An 18931-nucleotide genomic window follows, 5' to 3' on the forward strand; every position below is an offset into this window, starting at 1 on the left:
CCATGGATTATTTTGGACCGCATGTTTTTGGCTATGTCATCGCACTGCTGCACTTCTTGGGCTTGATTGCGGCAATCCACGCCGTGTTGACCGTCCGCACCGCCCAAGGCTCGATTGCCTGGGCCTTGTCATTGTTGTTCATGCCTTACCTGACACTCATCCCCTATCTGGTCTTTGGGAGCAGTTCCTTCGACGGTTACATCAAGGCACGGCGCCAAGCCAACGAGGAGATGCGCAAGGCTGTCTCTGAGCTCAACTGGCGGCCATGGGTGGAGGAAGCCCTCACCGCGCGCGCTTCGAGCGCTTACGCGTCGTTAAGGGCGATGCCGAAACTGGGGCGCATGCCCTGCCTGGCAAACAATGAAGTGCACTTGCTGGTGAATGGACAGGCGACCTTCGAGGCGATTTTCCACGCCATCAGTCAGGCCAGGGAAGCCGTACTGGTCCAGTTTTTCATCATCCACGATGACCGCCTCGGCCGACGCCTGCGTGACCTGCTGTTGCAAAAGTCCAGCGAAGGCGTGGCGATCTACCTGCTCTACGACCGAATCGGCAGCCACTCCCTGCCCCACAGTTACGTCCAGTCGTTGCGCGATGGCGGTGTCGAGGTCAAAGCCTTCGCCACCCGCAGCGGCTGGCTCAATCGCTTCCAGGTCAACTTTCGCAACCACCGCAAAATCGTGGTCGTCGACGGTATCCTTGGCTTCGTTGGTGGCCACAACGTTGGCGATGAATACATGGGCGAGAAACCACCCCTGGCACCGTGGCGCGATACCCATGTGCAAGTACGGGGACCGGTGGTGGCCTGCATGCAAGAGTCCTTCGCCGAAGATTGGTTCTGGGCAGCCCGCGCATTACCGCCGCTGATACTTCCGGAGGTTTATCCGGACGGCGGAGTGCTTTGCCAGATGCTCGCCAGCGGCCCGGCGGACGCCTACGAAACCTGTTCACTGTTCTTCGTCGAAGCGATTCACGCGTCGACCGAACGGGTGTGGATCACAACTCCATATTTCATCCCCGACGAAGCGGTACTCGCTGCCTTGCGTCTGGCGGTCTTGCGCGGGGTGGATGTGCGGATTCTGCTGCCGTCGCGGCCCGACCATCGAATCGTCTACGCCGCGTCCAGCCTCTATGCCTTTGAAGCCGTGCGCGCCGGTGTGCGGGTGTTCCGCTATGAACCCGGGTTCCTGCATCAGAAAGTGGTGTTGATCGACAGTGAAATCAGCGCCATTGGCAGCGCCAACATGGACAACCGTTCGTTTCGGTTGAATTTCGAAGTGATGTTACTGACGGTCGACAGGGCGTTTGCTGCCCAAGTGGAGCAGATGCTCAACGACGACTTCGACCAGGCTCACGAAATTGCCAAGGAAGAAGGCCGGGAGACCCGTCGCTTGCAGCAGGTCGGCATGCGGGTCGCCCGGCTTATTTCGCCCATCCTCTAGGGATTGTAGATATCGTCTCGCGTCCAGGGCAGCTCATGGCTGCCATCGGCGTGGGCCTTCACCGCAAGAATCTGGTGCAGGTTGATCCAGCCACGGGCGAACGCGTAGGCACAACCGGCCAGGTACAGGCGCCAGATACGCAGGGCTTGATCCGGCACCAGCTTCGAGGCGGCCTCAAGGTTGTCTTCCAGATGTTCGCTCCAGTGATCCAGGGTCCGTGCGTAATGCAGGCGCAGGCTCTCGACGTCGACGATCTCCAGCCCTGCTTCACTGATCTCGGCAGAGATCATCGACAGGTGCGGCAGTTCGCCGTTAGGGAACACATATTTCTCGATGAACTGCCCGACACCGCGTCCCACCGGGCGGCCATCCGTGTGCTTGGCGGTGATCCCGTGGTTCATGACCAACCCACCCTCTTTCACCGCGCCGAACAAGGTTTTGCAATACTCGGCGAGGTTTGCGTGCCCGACGTGTTCGAACATCCCGACGCTGACCACTTTGTCGAAGCGCCCGTCCTGAGGCAGGTCGCGGTAGTCGAGTAACTGCAGCTCGACCAAATCCTCCAACCCTTCCTCTTTTACGCGTTCCTGGGCCAGGGCCAGCTGTTCCTTGCTGAGGGTAATGCCGAACACCTTCGCGCCAAACTCACGGGCCGCATAGCGCGCCAGCCCGCCCCAACCGCAGCCGACGTCCAGCAGATATTCGCCAGGTTGCAGGCGCAACTTGCGGCACAGGTGGCGGAATTTTGCTTGCTGGGCCTGCTCAAGGGTTTCGCTACCGGTCTCGAAATACGCGCAGGAATAGGCCATGTCGCTGTCGAGCCACAGTTGATAAAACGCATTGGACAGGTCGTAGTGGTAGGAAATCGCCTTGGCGTCTGTTTCCTTGTCGTGGGCGGTGCGCACAGGCTGACTGTCGAGATCACCGAGCAATGCCTGACTCCACTCATCGCAGATGCGGATCACATCGCTGATGGAACCTTCCAGTTCCAGTTTGCCCTCGACAAACGCTGCCCCTAGCGCGTCCAGGCTAGGATGGGTGAACTGGGTGACCATTTGTGGGTCCTTGACCACAATTGTGACACTGGGCGTCGGCCCCAGATTGAATTCATGGCCGTCCCAGAGTCGCAGGCGTAGCGGTAAATGCAGATTCTGTAAGGCCGGTGGAAGTTGCGCGAGCATGGAAAATCCCCCTTGTTTCAGACGTCTGCTGTGAGGTTAGACCATCCTTGAAAAATAGCTGGCTATCGAATTGAGAGCGCTCCTCTATGAGTCGAAGAATGTTCCGAATTCACAGAAATGATCGCTCTCCCCTAGATGACTGCAAATCCGGCCCACAGTTCTGTTTCCAAAGCCTCCTCAAAACTCTTCCTTGAGCTTGAGCAGCGGCTCCTGAAAGCGCAGTAAACGCCCAGCATTACCCAACACCAACAACGTACTGAGGTTGTGCAGCAACGCCGCGATCATCGCGCCTGCTGCCCCGAGCCAGCCAAACGCCGCGAATGCAACGATCGCCAAGGTCCAGCCCAAACCGATAATCACGTTGACCTGCAAGGTCTGTCGACACTGTCGACTCAAGCGCACGCAGGTGCCGAGGCGACGCAGGTCGCTACCAATCAGCACGATATCCGCTGAAGCCAGCGCGATGTCTGACCCGCCTGCGCCCATCGCCACTCCGACAACTCCAGCCTTGAGCGCCAGGGAATCGTTGATGCCGTCGCCCACCACCATAGGACGAAAACCGTTACCGATTTCTTTCAACACCCGATTCAATTTGTCCTCGGGCAAAGCCTGCGCTTCGACCTCACTGATGCCGACATCCCGAGCGAGTGTGTGAGCGACGCTGTACCGGTCGCCGGTGAGCAAAAGCTGCCGGCCCAATCCAAGATCCTTCAGCTCGCTCAAGGCAAACTTCGCTTCCGGTTTAACGCTGTCGGCCAACAACAGCCAAGCGAGAAACTCACCGTTGAGCGCCAGCCCGGCAATGGGGCCGTCGTGGTCGGGAATGTATGAGGTAGGTATACCCAATTGGGCGAACAACTCTGGCCGCCCAAGCGCGGCCTCGCCCTGCTCCGTCATGGCCACCACGCCCAATCCCTGACGCTCGTGAATGTCCGACAACAACAGAAAATGCTCTTGTGTGACCAGCCCGGCCAGCGCCCGACTGACCGGGTGACTGCTCGCGGAACCGAGGCTGGCGGCGAGTTTCAAGACCTGGTTGCGATCCTCCAATGGGCTCTCAATGGATTGCAGGCGCAAGGTCCCGAAGGTCAGGGTTCCGGTCTTGTCGACTACCAACGATGTGAGGTCTGCCAGCTCTTCGAGAAACGCCGAGCTGCGAATCAGAATGCCGTGCCGAGCGGCTACCGCTACCCCGGCAATCGCCGTAGCGGGTGCCGACAACACCAACGCACAAGGACAGGCAGCCACCAACACCGCGAGCATCACTTGGGCATCGTTGGTGATGAACCAGGTTACTGCGGCCAGTAGTAACACCAGCACCAGGTAACTCCCGGCATAACGCTCCAGCAACCGGGTGATCGGCGGCTTGGAACGCTCGGCGTTTTGCATCAGCGCGATCACTTTGCCGAGGGTCGATTCGTCGCCGGTTCGAGTCACTTCTATACGCAGCAGGCCATCGAGATTAATCGCTCCACCGAATACCGCCATGCCGACGCCCGCTTCCATCGGCACGGACTCGCCGGTTATGGACGCGGTGTCCAGACTGGCCTGGCCTGACAACACCCGGCCATCCGCCGGTACCCGATCACCGGCACGGACTTCCACCCGATCGCCAGCCCTGAGCGTACCGTTGTCGACCTCGACGATGGAGCCGTCAGCCTGAACCTTACGCGCGTGGCTGCGGGTCAGTTTGCCGAGGGCATGAATCGCTTCCTGCGAACCGATCACGCTGCGCTCTTCCAGTACATGGCCGAAGATCATGATGATCGGCAGCAATGCAGCAGTCAGCAAATCGCCTGTCGCCCACGCACCGAGCATGGCCAGGGCGATCAATTGATCGGTAATGCCGTGCAGACTCGGATACCGCAGACTGTACCAAGCCGAACGCATCACTGGCACGGAAACTAACATAGATGCGAAACCCAGCAGCAATTGGCTGACCCCAGTCTGTTCCGGCGACAACCAGCGCCATGCGAGGCCCAGCGCGAGCAAGCCGAGTGCGAGCATGGCCAGGGTCAGTTGACGGGCAGCGCTGCGTTGTTCGGCCGAGGACAACATGCTCGGTCCAGCGGCGGTTTGTGCGGTCATTGTGCAGCTCCCTGAATGATCAGGCGGGAATCGTCTTTCGGATCAACCGTGGTGACTGAGCCGGCCTGGCCAAGAATTTTCGGTATCCGCTCGCGGTAGATTCGCAGCAACATTTGCGGGTCGGCGGCCTGTTGTTGCGTGGCCAGACTCATCACCGTGGCGGTATCAGCCGACGCTTGCGCCAGCCGTTCACTCGCCTGAGCGTGGGCGACTTGCAGCGTGCGGTCGGCTTGCTCATTGGCGGTCTGGGTCAGCTTCTCGGCTTCAGTACGCGCGTTGGCCACGGCTTTGTCCGCTTGTTGGCTGGCGGTCAGTACGGCGTTGAAGGCGTTGACTGCAGGACCCGGCAGACTGGATTGCACATCGACCCGCGCCACTTCGATCCCCAGTCCCTGGCCCGTCGCGGCCAGTTCCGCCAGGCGTTGATTGATGCCTTGCACCAAATCACCTCGCAGACGCTCACGTCTTTCTGCGGCCTGATTATCGACGCCGATCAACTCCGGTCGTGCGACCAGAATAGTGTCCAGATCTCGAGCAGCAGTGAGTGCTACGGCGCTACGGGTCACCAAACGATCCAGGGCCGGCAGCACATGCTTGCCTTGAAGCACAAAGGCATACGGCTCAGTGACCTTGTAGAAAACCCGCACATCCAGTTGCACCACCCCGGCATCCCCCGTCAGCAAATAACCGGAACCTGCCAGCGCATCACTGATCGGCGTCGCAAAGCTGGCCACGCGATCGGCCTGCAATGCGGCGCCAGTACGCAACAGATTTTCCACCCGACGCTCGATTACCCGGTCCGCCGCCGGCAGCAAAATCACCTGTTCAAACGGTCGCGGCCAGGCCAAAAGCAAACCGGCATTCTGGATGCGATCCAGCGCGCCGAAGTGCAAAACCACCGCGCGATTTTGCGGATCAATCTGTCGCACATTGGACAACGCCCACGCCAAAGCGGCCAACACCGTTACTGCATACAGGGCGAGAAACGCCAAGCGCCCGGCCTGAATCCACGGGCTGCTCAACTCATTTGTTCCACGTGGAACCAAATTCATGGCTGCGATCCGGGTTTATTTTCAAGCGTTGGCGGACCGTCAACCAACACCCGGAAAGGCGCGGCATCGGTACGCAGTATCAGTTTCGTGCCCGGGGTGATCACTGTGCCCAAGGTGTCGAGCGAGCGCAGCAAGTTGTAAAGCTGCGGTGAGCTAGCGTAGGCACGAGCATAAATTTGCGCGGCTTCGACCCGGGATTGCGCCTCAATGTCAGCCGCTTTCACCCTGGCATCGGCCTGGAGTATTCGTGCATCACGTTCCGCCGCGGAGCGAATTTGCGCCGCTTCGCGCTTGCCGATGGCGGTGCGCTCTGTGGCGATAGTTTCACGCTCGGCGCGCATGCGATCGACCGTCGCGGTGAGCGTGACCGACGGCAAGGTCAGACGCTCGATGCCGACTTGTAGCACTCGCACGCCATACGTGCTCAGCAACTGCTGGTCGATTTGCTTGCGCAGCTGCGCTTCGAAATCGACGAGGTGCACCTGATTGGAATCGGTGTTCACCAGATTGGCCAGATCGAAACTACTGGCCGTGGTTTCCAGGGCCGAGCCGACGAAGGTGCGGATCTGCCGTGCCGCTTCGTCCGGCTGGTTTTGCACTGCACGCATGAAGCGCTGCACGTTGTCCGGATCACCCTGCACCTGCCAGGCCACATAAGCCTGAACGATGATGCGCAAACCGTCCCGCGTACCCACATCCTGCAAACCACTGGACGTGGTGCGCAGTCGCAGATCAACCGGGATCGCTGCTTCGAAGGGTGCCGGCCAGCGCCAGCCAAGGCCCGGTTCCAACAACACTCGCGATGGGTTGCCAAAACGCGTGATGACCGTGGCTTCGCCCGAACGCACTTGCACCAGGCTCGCGGCCGCCACGGCAAACGCCACCAACAACGCCGCCCAGCCCATGCGTCGCCAAGGGAACGAGCCACCTTCTTGCGGATCGCCGTGATGGTGATGGTGATGGCCGTGGTGATGTCCGCCATGGCCATGATCGTGGCCACTGTGGCCACTGTGGTCAGCGTGATCGTGGGTATGTGACTGGCTCAATTGACGGCTCCTGGCTGAGCAGTTTTACGCGACGGCGCAGGGTCAGCCGGCACCGTGAACGTACGGAGATCGATGGTCGGCGCATTGCTGCTGCCGCCCAGACGATGATCGAGGACCAGCAACCTTGCATTGGCCAGGCCCTGGGAAAGTTGACTGAGGTATTGCTCCAACACGAAGGCTTGGCCGGCGCTCGCATAAGCTTTTTGTTCGGCGGTAAATTTCAGGTCGCCAGCCTTGGCCGCTGCGGTGATTTCATGGGCATTCGCCATTGCCTGATCTCGGGCAATGCTCGCCAGCAACTGCGCCTGGTTGGTGGCGTCGGCGGCGGCTCCACGCTCACGGGCGATCAAAGCCCGCGCGCCGATCTGTGCTGCTTGCACCCCGTGATAAGCGTTGGCAGCCCCTGCCGGTGGATGAATCGCTTCGACCACCGTGGCGAGAATTTCCACGCCGCTGTCGAGTTTCTGCAGGTCGGCCTGCACGGCCCGGCCAATCTCTTCGGCGAGCCCTGTACGATCCTCACCGAGCAAACCGTCAAGGGTTCGTGACGCGAAGTCGTGGACCAGAATGCGGCTGGCGGTGCTGCGGATCAGCGTCGGCACATCCGCGCTGTTGTAGGTCGCCGCAAACGCCGCCTGATCGCTCAAACCAATGCGATAAACAAAACGCACGTCCATGTTGACGATCTGAAAGCTCTGCTTGTCTGCACGGCTGCTGGCAATCACCTGGGATTTGTCATTCACATGGGTGGCGTCCCACAACCTGTTGGCGGTCATCGGCGCCGGGCCTTCGGCCGGGTCTGCCTGCAGGGGGGCTGACTTCTCGCCGAGACTGGTGGCCAATTCGTGAACCACTCCATTTTCGACACGTAGCACCCGGCCCAACGGCCAAGGTAACCCTGCATGCAGACCAGGACCCAACACCGTCACCGGTTTGCCGAAACGCTCGTAGATCCCCCGCCCTTGCAGCGGTATTTCGTGAATACCGGTCAGTGACCAACCGACGATGGCCACAACACCCAGCACCGGCAGAAATGCCCGGCGCATGTAAGTGAAGGCCCAAATCTGCCGCAGGTCGATGCCGAAACGGCTGTGCAATTCGTGCTGCAACGCCTGCAATGGCTGCGGCGGCCAGCGCAGCATGTCCGCGATAAAACTGCGCGCCAACAATGCAGGTTCAAGTTGTTCGCGACGCGGGCTGAACAATGACAGCAGGGCACGTAGTAGTAACTCGAAGGCGACGAACCCCGGCAGCAGGCCAATCAGTACTGCCAGACGCACCGGCCAGACCGAAGTTTCATTGCCGAACAACAGGCATACCGCTGCGATTATCAGGCTGATGATTGCCACGCGGGTCAGCTGCGCCAAGGCTCCTGCTTCAGGCCATTGGGCGCTGTTTTCCTGAGCAAGCTGACGCTCCAGAACCAGCAAACCAAAGGCCAGCAATAACGCCAGGGCCGCGCCGATTGTGGCCGACATGCCCAGAGCTACAGGCGGTAAAGCAAGGGTCCATGCTTGTTCGACGCACAACAACGCCAGCAGCGCCCAACCACCGAGCCACAGCGTCGGGGCACCGATTTGCCTGAGTAGCTTCAGCCAGCGCTGACTGATTCGCTCCAGCAGCCGTTCGTACCAGCCCACCGGGACTTCAGCTTCATAAGCGTCGACCACCGGCGCCAAGGGATTCATCGCCCGCGAACGCCATTGCGTCACCCACCCGGCGGATTGCAAGCCAGCGACCAACACCAGCAATGCGGCACTCTGATTGAACAACAGAGCAGGCCAAAGGGATTGCGGCGCAAACAACCCGACAAAAAAACCGAGCACCAGGCCCATTGCTGCGAGCGCGCCGAGGCCGATGGCGAACTGGCGCAACCGTCGCCCTTGAAAAACTGCCTGTTGGAAGCGCGGCAGCCTGGCTACCTGCGCGCTTTCATCACCCTCTTCGAGATCGACTTGCATACCACCCCAGTGTTTATCTTTGCCCACGCGGCATTTTCGTTACGATATAACAAATACAGTGAAATTATCGTAGTCAAATCCCCATCGAAAAATGAACAACCTGTCGCTAGGCTGAAGGCTTGACCGAAATGCATCGGAAGCCACATATTACGTTCGTAATTTTATTCCAAGACTTTTACCCCTCCCGATCCGCTTTCAATCCAAGGAGTACATCCATGAGCACTTATGACATCGTGATACTTGGCAGTGGACCCGGTGGTTACAACGCAGCGATCCGTGCGGGCCAACTGGGTTTGAAAGCGGCGTGCGTAGAAGGACGCGCCACGCTCGGCGGCACCTGCCTGAACGTCGGTTGCATGCCGTCCAAGGCATTGCTGCACGCCTCTGAACTTTACGATGCAGCCATGGGAACGGAATTCGCCAACCTTGGGATCGAGGTCAAACCCACGCTCAACCTTGCCCAGATGATGAAACAGAAAGATGAAAGCGTGACCGGGCTGACCAAGGGCATCGAGTTTCTTTTTCGCAAAAACAAGGTCGACTGGATCAAGGGTTGGGGCCACATCGACGGGCCCGGAAAAGTCACCGTGACGGATAACGCCGGCGGCAAGACCAAACTGAGTGGCAAAAACATCATCATCGCCACCGGTTCCGAACCCACTCCCCTGCCCGGCGTGGACATCGATAACCAACGCATCCTCGATTCCACCGGCGCACTGTCACTGACAGAGGTGCCGAAACACCTGGTGGTGATCGGCGCCGGGGTGATCGGGCTGGAGCTGGGTTCGGTCTGGCGGCGCTTGGGGGCGCAAGTGACCGTGGTGGAATTCCTTGATCGGATCTGCCCGGGTGTGGACGGCGAAGCAGGCAAAACCCTGCAACGCTCATTGAGCAAGCAAGGCATCAGTTTCAAATTGAGTTCAAAAGTGACCAGCGCCACAACGTCCGCAACCGGTGTGCAGCTCAGCGTCGAGCCCGCCGCGGGCGGCACCGTCGAGTCGCTGGAAGCCGATTACGTGCTGGTGGCGATCGGACGCAGGCCCTATACCCAAGGTCTGGGGCTGGAGAACGTCGGCCTCGCCACAGATAAACGCGGCATGCTCGCCAACAAAGGGCATCGCACCGAAGCCGCAGGCGTCTGGGTGATTGGCGACGTAACCTCTGGCCCGATGCTCGCGCACAAGGCCGAAGATGAAGCCATGGCCTGCGTCGAGCAGATTGTCGGCAAGGCCGGCGAGGTCAATTACGAGCTGATCCCAAACGTGATCTACACCAGACCGGAGCTGGCCAGTGTTGGCAAGACCGAAGAACAACTGAAGGCCGAAGGCCGTGCTTTCAAGGTCGGCAAGTTTCCGTTTACCGCCAACAGCCGGGCGAAGATCAATCACGAAACCGAAGGTTTCGCCAAAGTACTGGCCGATGAACGTACCGACGAAATTCTGGGTGTGCATCTCGTGGGACCAAGCGTCAGTGAAATGATTGGCGAATATTGCGTGGCCATGGAGTTCAGCGCGTCCGCCGAAGACATTGCCCTGACGTGCCATCCACACCCGACCCGTTCCGAAGCTTTGCGCCAGGCGGCGATGAATGTGGAGGGGATGGCGACGCAGATGTAAGCCTTCAGATTTTTTGTGGCTGGTCCTTCGCTTTCGCGAGCAGGCTCGCTCCCACATGGAATGCATTCCAATGTGGGAGCGAGCCTGCTCGCGAAGAAGTCGCCTCGGTCTAAAGTGGCAAATGCGCCAACGGCAAAGCTCCCGGTGTCTTCACCGTATGAATCGCAAAGTTGCTGCGGATATCACTCACACCCGGCAGCTTCAACAAACACCCAGTGAGAAACCGGTCGTAGGCGCGTAAATCCGGTACCACCACTTGCAGCAGAAAATCCGATTCCCCTGACACCAGAAACGCCGAAATCACCTCGGGCAACGCCGTCACGGCCAAACGAAAAGACTCTGCCTGCTCGTCGTTGTGGCGCTCTACTTTGACTCCAACAAACACGGTCAATCCAAGCCCGACTTCATCGCGATCCAGATTGGCCTGATAACCCCGAATCACTCCGGCTTCTTCCAGCATCCGTACCCGTCGCAAGCAGGGCGAGGCAGACAGACCGATTTCTTCAGCTAATTGCACATTACTCAGGCGAGCATCCCGTTGCAGAGCGGCGAGTATCTTGCGGTCGTAGGCGTCCAGTTTCATCGTTTGGCAGATCCTGCTAGAAGAATTTGGATTTGTTGGCAGGTTATGCCAAATCAGACCGCTTTAGAAGCGAACTACGCAAGCACCTGCCCTGACCTCTGGCCCTAGACTGGCCCTACTGAATCGACAACGGACAGGGGTACGACATGGCGGGACTCGGGCTGTTTTTCATGGCGCTGGCAGTGGTCTATCTGCTACCGGGCCCCGACATGATCCTGCTGCTACAAACAGGAGCCCGTCAGGGCAAAGGCGCGGCATTGGCCACGGCGGTCGGCCTGGGTATCGCCCGCGGTTGTCATGTGGTGTTGGCGGCGTTGGGGTTGGCGGCATTGTTCAAGGCGGCTCCCTGGACCTTTGACGCGGTGCGTCTGGTCGGTGCTGCTTATCTGCTGTGGATCGGCATTCAATGTCTGCGAACGACGATGCTGCCAAGCCTGAACGGCCCAGGTGCGACAGATGAAAAACCACGCTGGGGCGAAGCCATTCGCCGCGGTTTACTGACCAACCTGCTCAACCCCAAGGCGCTACTGTTCTGCTCGGTGTTGCTGCCGCAGTTCATCGACCCATTCAATGGACCGGTACTCGCGCAGTTTGCGGTCCTGGGCCTGGTGTTGGTTGGTGTCGGTTTACTGTTCGATAGCGCCTACGCTCTGACCGGCGCAGCACTGGGGCGTTGGCTGCAACGCAGCCCCGGTGCCCAGCGCCTGCAACAATGGCTGTTCGGTAGCCTGTTGATCGGTTTCGCCGTGCGGCTGACCTTTGTTCAACAGGCTTGAACCTTATCGCACCTTGCGGCGGCGGCGCTTGACCTGCACCAGCGCCACCGCCATGACCACCAGCAAGCCACCCAACTGTAGAGCTGTCTTGTACGGCCGCAGGGTCGAGCGAGCAGCGTCGGTGACCTGAGTGACATAGCGCTTGTCGGCGTTCTCAAAGTCGGGATACGGGCATTGATGCCCAAAATCCGCCGCCCACTCCACGAATGGCCCCTCTTTGACATATCGCTGGTAGAGCGCACTTTGTTCTTCAAGGCTGCTGTTCCAGCCGGCCGCTTCACACAGGACAGCGGCAAACGCCTGGCTGGTGTGGGGCAAATTGTCGGCAGCACGGCTGGCCAGTGCGGTCGCCACGAAACGATAGTGATAGCGCTGATCGGGTCGGGCGGCGCTGGCTTGCTGACGCTTCAATTCGTCCTCGGCTACCAGCGGCCCGACCTTGAGTGCAGTACTCTCAAGGCTGAAGTTGCCACCGAACGTGGCATAGTCCGGCGCCATTTCGTAGCCGAGGATATCCATCCCCCACTCGCGCGCGGTCCAGGCCGCGTTGAACAGTGCCGCGGCACGTCGCGTCGGCCACCACGCCGAATCGGCCGCCATACGTTGCTGGCCGTACAATCTGGCTTTGTGGCGCAAGCCATCGTTATCGAAATAAGCCGGCGCTTGCTCGTAGTGTCCTTCGCGCAGCAAACGCCGCCCAAGCAGATTGCGCAGGCTCGCCGCCACCGGCAGGGGCACGTAGTTGTCCCGGTCCTGCTGACTCAGTGGCGGCGGCGCCGGTACCTGGGTGTCGACGTAATGCTTGAGTTCGTCCAGCGTCAGTACACGTTCGGCAACAGTGGCCGCGTCGAACCAATAGATGCCTTGGCTGCGGTACAACTGGTCGAACGCCTGCAGATAATCCCCGCGTTGCAGGGCCAGGATCGCGCTTTCGCCTTCAACCCGGCATTTGGGTTCAAGTGTTTCGAAATCGAAGTCCGGCGTTCTCCGATCGCCCCACGATTCATTCTGCGGGAAGGCCTTGGCTGCCTTTGCATACGCCGCAGCCGCCGCAACTTTATCGCCATCGCGCACCGCCAGTTTGGCCCGCAGCCACCAGGCCAGGCCGCCCTCGCCGGCGTGCTCAAGAAAGACTTTGGCGCTGGTGAAATCGCCCTGTTGATAATTCATGGCGGCCAGACGGTCCGCGTTGTCGAGGCTACCGCGCGTGCTGTTTTGCAAGAGCTTGATCAGTTTTTGCTCGTTCGGCGGTTGATCCCCGAATGACCAGCCCAGCCGACTGATCAAGGAGGCGGTCACCAGTTGCTGCACAGGCTTACCCTTGAGCAACCCGGCCAGTTGATCCTCGGGCATCGACGCCAGATCAGCCATCAACAGCTTCAACGAGGTGTAACCCACTGCCGAACCCTGAAGGTTTTGCGTGGCATAGAGTTCTATGGCGCGGTTCCAGTCACCCGCCGTCCGGGCCACGCGGGCTTCTTCACCGAGGCTGGCGACGCCCAGTTCCAGCGGGTCGCTGAAGCCGTCGATGCTCAGCTGGCGTGTTTGCTCGAAGGCTATGCGGGATTGATCCAGCAGGTCGGGAGCCGCATTGGCCTGTGAACTCATGGCGAACAACGCCCGACCCAGCGAGTAAGCCGCCCAGGTACTGCGCAATGTCCGTTGATCTGCGGGCAGCGCCAGCACCTTGCGGAAGTATTCGGCGGCCAGCGTTTGGTCGCCGGCATTGAAGGCCACCGCGCCCACTAGATAGAACCTGAGTTCGGCGGGCAGGTCCGCGCCCTGTGCTTCAACCTGACGGGCATCGGCCAGCCCACGCAACTGTTTCACCTGCGCCTGCTGTTCATGGGTCAAACCTGCCTGCTCGGCCTGATCCCGCTGTTCGCCATGAGCGGAGGTTTCACCATAGGCTGCGCCAGGAGCAAGGGTGGCTGCCGTGACAGGCTTGAGACCGGCAATCGCATGGCCAAGGCGACTCACCTCGAAACTGAAATTGCCTTCCGGCAACTCAGCCAGGGTTTGACCTCGATTGTCCAGCAGCCGCATGGGGAAATCAGGCCCGCACGCCATGGCCGCCAATGGCAGGCCAAGGCTCAGACAGAGCAGGTGACGGGGCCATTTACGGGTGAACATTCGAAGCTCCTTGATCAATTGTTGCGCAGCGTGCCCAACCGATGGCGCGCTGTCCGCCAGCCGCTATCCGACCGTCGCGCAGGCGGGTGAAGGTAAGCAGATTCGGGTCTTGTTGCAACGTATAACCGGCCAGCGCATCGGCGCCCTCGCAACCCTGTACCGCCAGCGTCACGCGCTCGGGCCAATGGTTGTCGAGGTTGCCCTCGTTGGTGATTCCGATGTCAAACAGGCCTTCGTGCGCCGAAAGTTGCAGTGCGAGGCGACTGCCAAGGACCTCACCACGCGACACCGCGCGCAACGTCGACAGGCTCCAGGCTCGACGGTCGTTGGCCAAAGGCAGGCGAAACCAGATCAGACCCGCCAGATGAGCCGGCGGATCCGCGCGCAACCGCCCAGCAAGACTGCTCAATTGCAGTGGATCAGCCAACAACTCCCGGCGCTTGCCGCTACGTTCAATGGCTACTTCGCTTTCCACGATGGGCGCGGCACCGACACTCGGCAACAACGCGACCCCATAAGCCGGTAGGGCCAGGAAAAACGGTTTCGAAGTAATACGACTCCAGGCCTCTGCCCATTGTCGAGCGAGATCGGGATCAAACAAGCCGCGTCGCGGATCGCTCACGGCATGTACCTGTAACACGCTGCTATCGACAGTGGATAACAAGGCCGGCAACTCTGGACTGTCGAGCCACGCCGGCAGTGCAGTGATGCTCAAGGCCATGGACGCCGGCAGCACAGAACGCAGGCGCACAAGAAAATCACGATAGGCAGGTAACCGAGCGTTGCCTGCATCGTGGTCGATTTCCACCCCGGCGAGGATCAGCCCCTGCCCCTGCCAATCGCTGAGCAGTTGCTTGATCTGCCCCGTGACCTCGTCCTGATCCAGCGACTGGAGCTGGCCATCAAGGCGAATCACCGCAATCAACGGCCGGCCATCCCGCTGGAGCAGAGCCGGATCAATCCGCGCCCGACTCCAGCCCGCCTGAGGGAAGGCCTGTAATGCCAGCACCCGCAAGGTGGAAAAATCGGCGCGACTGTCCCGTAACGCGGCCTCATGCGCCGGGGTCCATTGTCGTTGCCATACGTATAGTTGCTGATCGAGTGGCGGAGCATCCTGCTGTTCGCAACCATTGAGCAGCACCAGCGTCATCAGCGAGACGATCACGCGAGAAAGGAAAACCATGAGCAAACGCCTGTCCCTGAAATGCACAAAGGGCCTTTCTCGGCCCTTTTTCGTTCTGCACCCTACCCTACTCAGCCATCGACCGTCGGGCAATGGCCCCTGCGACAATCCTTCAGAGATCCAGGACCAATGGCTGCGTGCCCTGAGCCGGCACCGCGCAACAAATCAGCACCTGACCTTCATCCGGGACCTCTGCTGGCGGCTGTGGATAATGGACCTGGCCACTGACCAGCCGAGTCTTGCAGGTCCCGCAAGAGCCGCCACGGCAACTGAATTCCGGATGCAATCCGCGGCTTTCCGCCAGCTCCAGCAAACTGCCGCCGTCGGGTTGCCAGCGAGCTTCCTTGGCTGAGCGCTGGAACACCACCGGCATCGAGGTGGTGGCCGCCGGCGGCTGCTCAATGACCACAGCGTCGGGGTCGGGACGTCGGTGCAACGTAGAGGGACCGAAGGTTTCGGCGTGAATTCGCGCATCGCGAATATCCAGTTCGCGCAGGGCGTCATACAACGCCTGGGTAAAACTGCCGGGACCGCAGAGGACAAAATCCAGCAGATCGTAGTCCTCGACCTCAAGCAGCTCAGAAAGCCGTGCGACATCGATTCGCCCGGTTAAATCGAAGTCTTCGCCCTCACGTGCCTCCGGCTCCGGTTGACTGAGAAGGCGCACCACCCTGACTGCGTCGTCGGCACTCTCAAGCAAACGATCCACCTCGGGACGAAACGGCTGATCGGCCAACGTGCGAGAACTCTGGAAGAACCAGGTCGGCCGTATGTGGCGAGTGCGCAAGCCTTGATAGACCACCTCTCGCAACATCGACAGCAGCGGTGTAATACCCACGCCGGCAGCCAAGAGCACCAGCGGCCGACGTTCATGGGGCGCCACGGTGAAATGCCCCTGGGGTGCGCGCGCCTCCAACAGGTCACCGACACGAACCTGTTCATGCAGGTGCGAAGACACTCGCCCGTCACGCTTCACACTGATACGGAAAAAGTCATCCGACGGTGCACTCGACAGGCTGTAGGTGCGGATATGCATTTCGCCGTCAATGTTGAAGCGCAGCGGTAAATGCTGCCCAGCCTGAAACAACGGCAACCCGGCGTCGTCGGCCGGCACCATATAAATCGAGCGGATGTGCTGGCTTTCCGGTTCAATCCGCACCACCCGCAGCGGCCGCCATTGATCGCCCAAAGCCTTGGCTTGCAGACGTGCCTTGGCCTGCTCCCAAGTCCCCGTCAGTAAACTGGTGGGCGAAACACCATCAAAGCGCCAACGCAACCCAAGGGCGGCGGGACGACGGACAACGTGTTCCACGTGGAACATCCATAAACGTTCGGCGCCTTGAAATGCCTCAACCTGCGGACCGTCAAGAATGATTTCGGTGCGCCCGCTGAGATGCAGCAGGTCTCCGGAATTGAAATCGATGAACAGCAAACCGGCCTTTGGATTGATAAGCAGATTGCCCAACGTATTGAAAAACAGGTTGCCTGCAAAGTCCGGGATGGTCAGGCGATTCCCTTCCACCTGGACGAAACCCGACTGACCGCCACGGTGGGAAACATCCACCGACCGTACGCCATCGACGTCCACATAACTGGCGACGAAGAAGGTGTCTGCCTCGGCGATCGTGGCTTTGGCCGTATCATCCAGTTCGTTGAATTGCTGCGCGGGACGCGTTGCCGGATCCGCCAGGGGCACAGAACGCATCTGCCTCAATTGGATGTACTGCGGACAATTGCCAAAGGACTGATCCACCTTCACAGCAAGTCCGCCCGCAGTCATTGCGCCGATATGGCCATTGATGCGATTGCGGCGCCGGGTATGCAGTTCAATGCCCAGCAGACCAATTGCCGCGCCAGTGCTTAACTGCGCAGGATCATCGGCCGCCGGCAAGCTACTAAATTGCAACAATCCTGGTTCGGGTGAATGGGCGAAACCCGGCTCACCTTCAAGCACGCTGGCCCAGGGACGACCGTCAGCATCGACCGCGCCGTACACCATGAACGGAAGCTGCTGATAGAAGGTGCGGTGTTGATCCGGCATGTGGTCACGAATCACCCTACGCCCGAGTACGTCCATTCGCTCACTGACACCGATATGAGCCTGCAACTCTTTTTCGCCAGCATGCCACGGTGAATGGTCCATTGCCGCTTCTCCCCTGCGCCATCGGCACAGCGTGAAAGGCCCGACAACGTCGGGCGAAAAACATCAGGCAGTTTTTTGCATGCCGGCGACAGTGCGCGGCATGCCGATAAAACCGGGCAAGGCTTCAACTTTTGCCAGCCAGGCGCGGATGTTGGCGTAGTCGTCCAGCGACACATTGCCTTCCGGTGCGTGGGCGATGTAGCTGTAGGCAGCCACGTCGGCAATGGTCGGTTCGCTGCCGGTCAGGTAAGGCGTGTTGGCCAGTTCCTTATCGATTACCTTGAGCACGCTATGGGCGTAAGGAATCACTTCATCAGGATTGTACGGCGCGCCAAACACCGTGATCAGCCTTGCCCGGGCGGGGCCAAAGGCGATTGGCCCGGCTGCGACCGACAACCAGCGCTGCACTCTGGCGGCACCGACCGGATCGGCTGGCAGCCAGCGACCTTTACCGTATTTTTGCGCCAGATAGACCAGGATCGCATTGGAATCCGCCAGCACCACACCTTGATCGTCCAGCACCGGCACCTGGCCAAAAGCGTTGAGGGCCAGGTACTCCGGTTTTTTATGCTCGCCCTTGGCCAGGTCGACGAAGATCAGCTCGGTCGGCAGCTGCAACAGCGAGAGCATCAGTTCCACACGATGCGCGTGGCCGGAGCGTGGGAAGTTGTAGAGTTTGATGGCTTGCATGGTCGACTCCGCAGGTCAGTGGCGCTGTTGGGGAGAGATCAGCACCGATGGCGGTCATCTTCTACCAGTCACCAAAACAACAGAATAACCAGCAAACGCAATCCATTATTTCGTCCAGTGAAACAAACCATCAGTCCTGCAATGCCGGATGCTCGCGAAGTGCCTTCACCATAAAGTCGACAAAACTGCGAACTCGCGCTGCAGCCTTGTGCCCACCTTGATAGAGCACATGGATGGGCAATGGCGGCATTTCGAAATCCGCCAGAACGATTTCCAACTCCCCTGCCGCCACTTTGCTCGCCGACTGATAGGACAGAACCCGAGTGAAACCCAGTCCAAGCGCCGCGGCGGTAATCGCTGCCTGATTCGCCGTTACGGTCAGACGCGGCTCAGCCCGGACACTCAATGGCTCGCCCCGGTCGAGGAAAGGCCAGTGTTTCAACTGGCCAATGGCGGAAGTCGCAATGATCGGCGCCTGAGCCAACTCATGCGGATGTTGTGGTCGACCATGGATAGCCAAAAACTGCGGGGATGCACAGATCACCCGCCGCACTTCGCCCACCCGAATCGCATGCTGGTTGCTGTCAGGCAGCTCACCGATGCGGATGGCAACATCGACACCTTCCTCGACGACACTCACCACCCGGTCTACCAGCAGCGCATTGATCGTCACGTCGGGAAATTGCGTGAGAAAACTCACCATCAGCGGAGTGACGAACAACTCACCGAACAAAACCGGCGCCGTGATCGTCAGTTGCCCACGGGGCTGGGCATGACTGCCCGCCGCCGAATCCTCGGCTTCCTGCACCTCGGCCAGAATTCTCCGACAGTCCTCCAAATAACGCTGCCCCGCCTCGCTCAAATACACACTGCGCGTAGTGCGCGTGAGCAACTGCGTGCCAATGCGCTTCTCCAGCGCCGCCACCGCCCGGGTGACGCTGGCGGCAGACAAGCCCAAACGCCGTGCCGCTGCCGAAAATCCCTGGTCCTGGGCGACGGCGGCGAAGACTTGCATCTCCTGAAAGCGGTCCATGGAC

Annotated in this window: 14 protein-coding genes; 3 read left to right on the forward strand and 11 right to left on the reverse strand. The window is 60.0% G+C overall.

All coding sequences use genetic code 11. The annotated features are described in order from the left end of the window. Positions 1-2: 2 nt before the first annotated feature. On the forward strand, positions 3-1442 hold the full coding sequence (gene cls / locus ACA054_RS31755; protein WP_497687624.1) for a cardiolipin synthase: 1440 nt from the start codon (positions 3-5) through the stop codon (positions 1440-1442). On the opposite strand, the gene cfaB is transcribed toward cls, so the two are convergent. From cfaB to hflK (ACA054_RS31780), 5 genes are all read right to left on the reverse strand, one after another. Then, the gene (gene cfaB, locus ACA054_RS31760) at positions 1439-2623 is read right to left on the reverse strand and encodes a C17 cyclopropane fatty acid synthase CfaB (protein ID WP_497687625.1); all 1185 of its coding nucleotides are present in this window, start codon (positions 2621-2623) and stop codon (positions 1439-1441) included. The two genes, cls and cfaB, sit on opposite strands and share 4 nt — an antisense overlap. A gap of 177 nt (positions 2624-2800) precedes the next feature. Then, complete coding sequence (locus tag ACA054_RS31765; protein ID WP_497687626.1) at positions 2801-4711, reverse strand: cation-translocating P-type ATPase; 1911 nt, start codon at positions 4709-4711, stop codon at positions 2801-2803. Further along, positions 4708-5763, reverse strand: coding sequence for a protease modulator HflK (gene hflK, locus ACA054_RS31770; RefSeq protein ID WP_497687627.1), 1056 nt, complete (start codon positions 5761-5763; stop codon positions 4708-4710). The genes ACA054_RS31765 and hflK (ACA054_RS31770) overlap by 4 nt, the downstream gene beginning before the upstream one ends. After that, the gene (gene hflC / locus ACA054_RS31775) at positions 5760-6809 is read right to left on the reverse strand and encodes a protease modulator HflC (RefSeq protein WP_497687628.1); all 1050 of its coding nucleotides are present in this window, start codon (positions 6807-6809) and stop codon (positions 5760-5762) included. Before hflC ends, hflK (ACA054_RS31770) begins: the two co-directional genes overlap by 4 nt. Continuing rightward, positions 6806-8770 carry a protease modulator HflK gene (gene hflK / locus ACA054_RS31780; RefSeq protein WP_497690401.1) on the reverse strand — a complete coding sequence of 655 codons (1965 nt, stop codon included), beginning with the start codon at positions 8768-8770 and terminating at the stop codon, positions 6806-6808. Before hflK (ACA054_RS31780) ends, hflC begins: the two co-directional genes overlap by 4 nt. A 215-nt stretch (positions 8771-8985) precedes the next feature. On the opposite strand from hflK (ACA054_RS31780), the gene lpdA reads away from it, so the two are divergent. Next, positions 8986-10386: a dihydrolipoyl dehydrogenase gene (gene lpdA, locus ACA054_RS31785; RefSeq protein ID WP_497687629.1), complete on the forward strand. Its 1401-nt coding sequence runs from the start codon at positions 8986-8988 to the stop codon at positions 10384-10386. Positions 10387-10495: 109 nt separating this feature from the next. Here the strand turns inward: lpdA and ACA054_RS31790 are convergent, their stop codons facing one another. After that, complete coding sequence (locus ACA054_RS31790) at positions 10496-10969, reverse strand: Lrp/AsnC family transcriptional regulator (RefSeq protein ID WP_497687630.1); 474 nt, start codon at positions 10967-10969, stop codon at positions 10496-10498. A gap of 146 nt (positions 10970-11115) precedes the next feature. Here ACA054_RS31790 and ACA054_RS31795 point away from each other — a divergent pair, with 146 nt between their 5' ends. Beyond that, positions 11116-11745 carry a LysE family translocator gene (locus ACA054_RS31795; RefSeq protein WP_497687631.1) on the forward strand — a complete coding sequence of 210 codons (630 nt, stop codon included), beginning with the start codon at positions 11116-11118 and terminating at the stop codon, positions 11743-11745. A 3-nt stretch (positions 11746-11748) separates the two neighbouring features. Here the strand turns inward: ACA054_RS31795 and ACA054_RS31800 are convergent, their stop codons facing one another. The 5 genes from ACA054_RS31800 to ACA054_RS31820 all read right to left on the reverse strand — a co-directional run bounded on the left by ACA054_RS31800 (position 11749) and on the right by ACA054_RS31820 (position 18927). Next, positions 11749-13878, reverse strand: a complete 2130-nt coding sequence (locus ACA054_RS31800; protein ID WP_497687632.1) for a hypothetical protein — start codon at positions 13876-13878, stop codon at positions 11749-11751. Next, a complete protein-coding gene (locus ACA054_RS31805; RefSeq protein WP_497687633.1) occupies positions 13865-15061 on the reverse strand; it encodes a DUF3142 domain-containing protein in 1197 nt (398 codons plus the stop codon). The genes ACA054_RS31800 and ACA054_RS31805 overlap by 14 nt, the downstream gene beginning before the upstream one ends. Before the next feature lie 112 nt (positions 15062-15173). Next, complete coding sequence (locus tag ACA054_RS31810) at positions 15174-17204, reverse strand: 2Fe-2S iron-sulfur cluster-binding protein (protein WP_497687634.1); 2031 nt, start codon at positions 17202-17204, stop codon at positions 15174-15176. Positions 17205-17267: 63 nt separating this feature from the next. Beyond that, positions 17268-17894: a glutathione S-transferase family protein gene (locus tag ACA054_RS31815; RefSeq protein ID WP_497687635.1), complete on the reverse strand. Its 627-nt coding sequence runs from the start codon at positions 17892-17894 to the stop codon at positions 17268-17270. Positions 17895-18024: 130 nt separating this feature from the next. Further along, complete coding sequence (locus ACA054_RS31820; RefSeq protein ID WP_497687636.1) at positions 18025-18927, reverse strand: LysR family transcriptional regulator; 903 nt, start codon at positions 18925-18927, stop codon at positions 18025-18027. Positions 18928-18931 lie beyond the last annotated feature (4 nt).

Source organism: Pseudomonas sp. LBUM1653 (assembly GCF_059716115.1).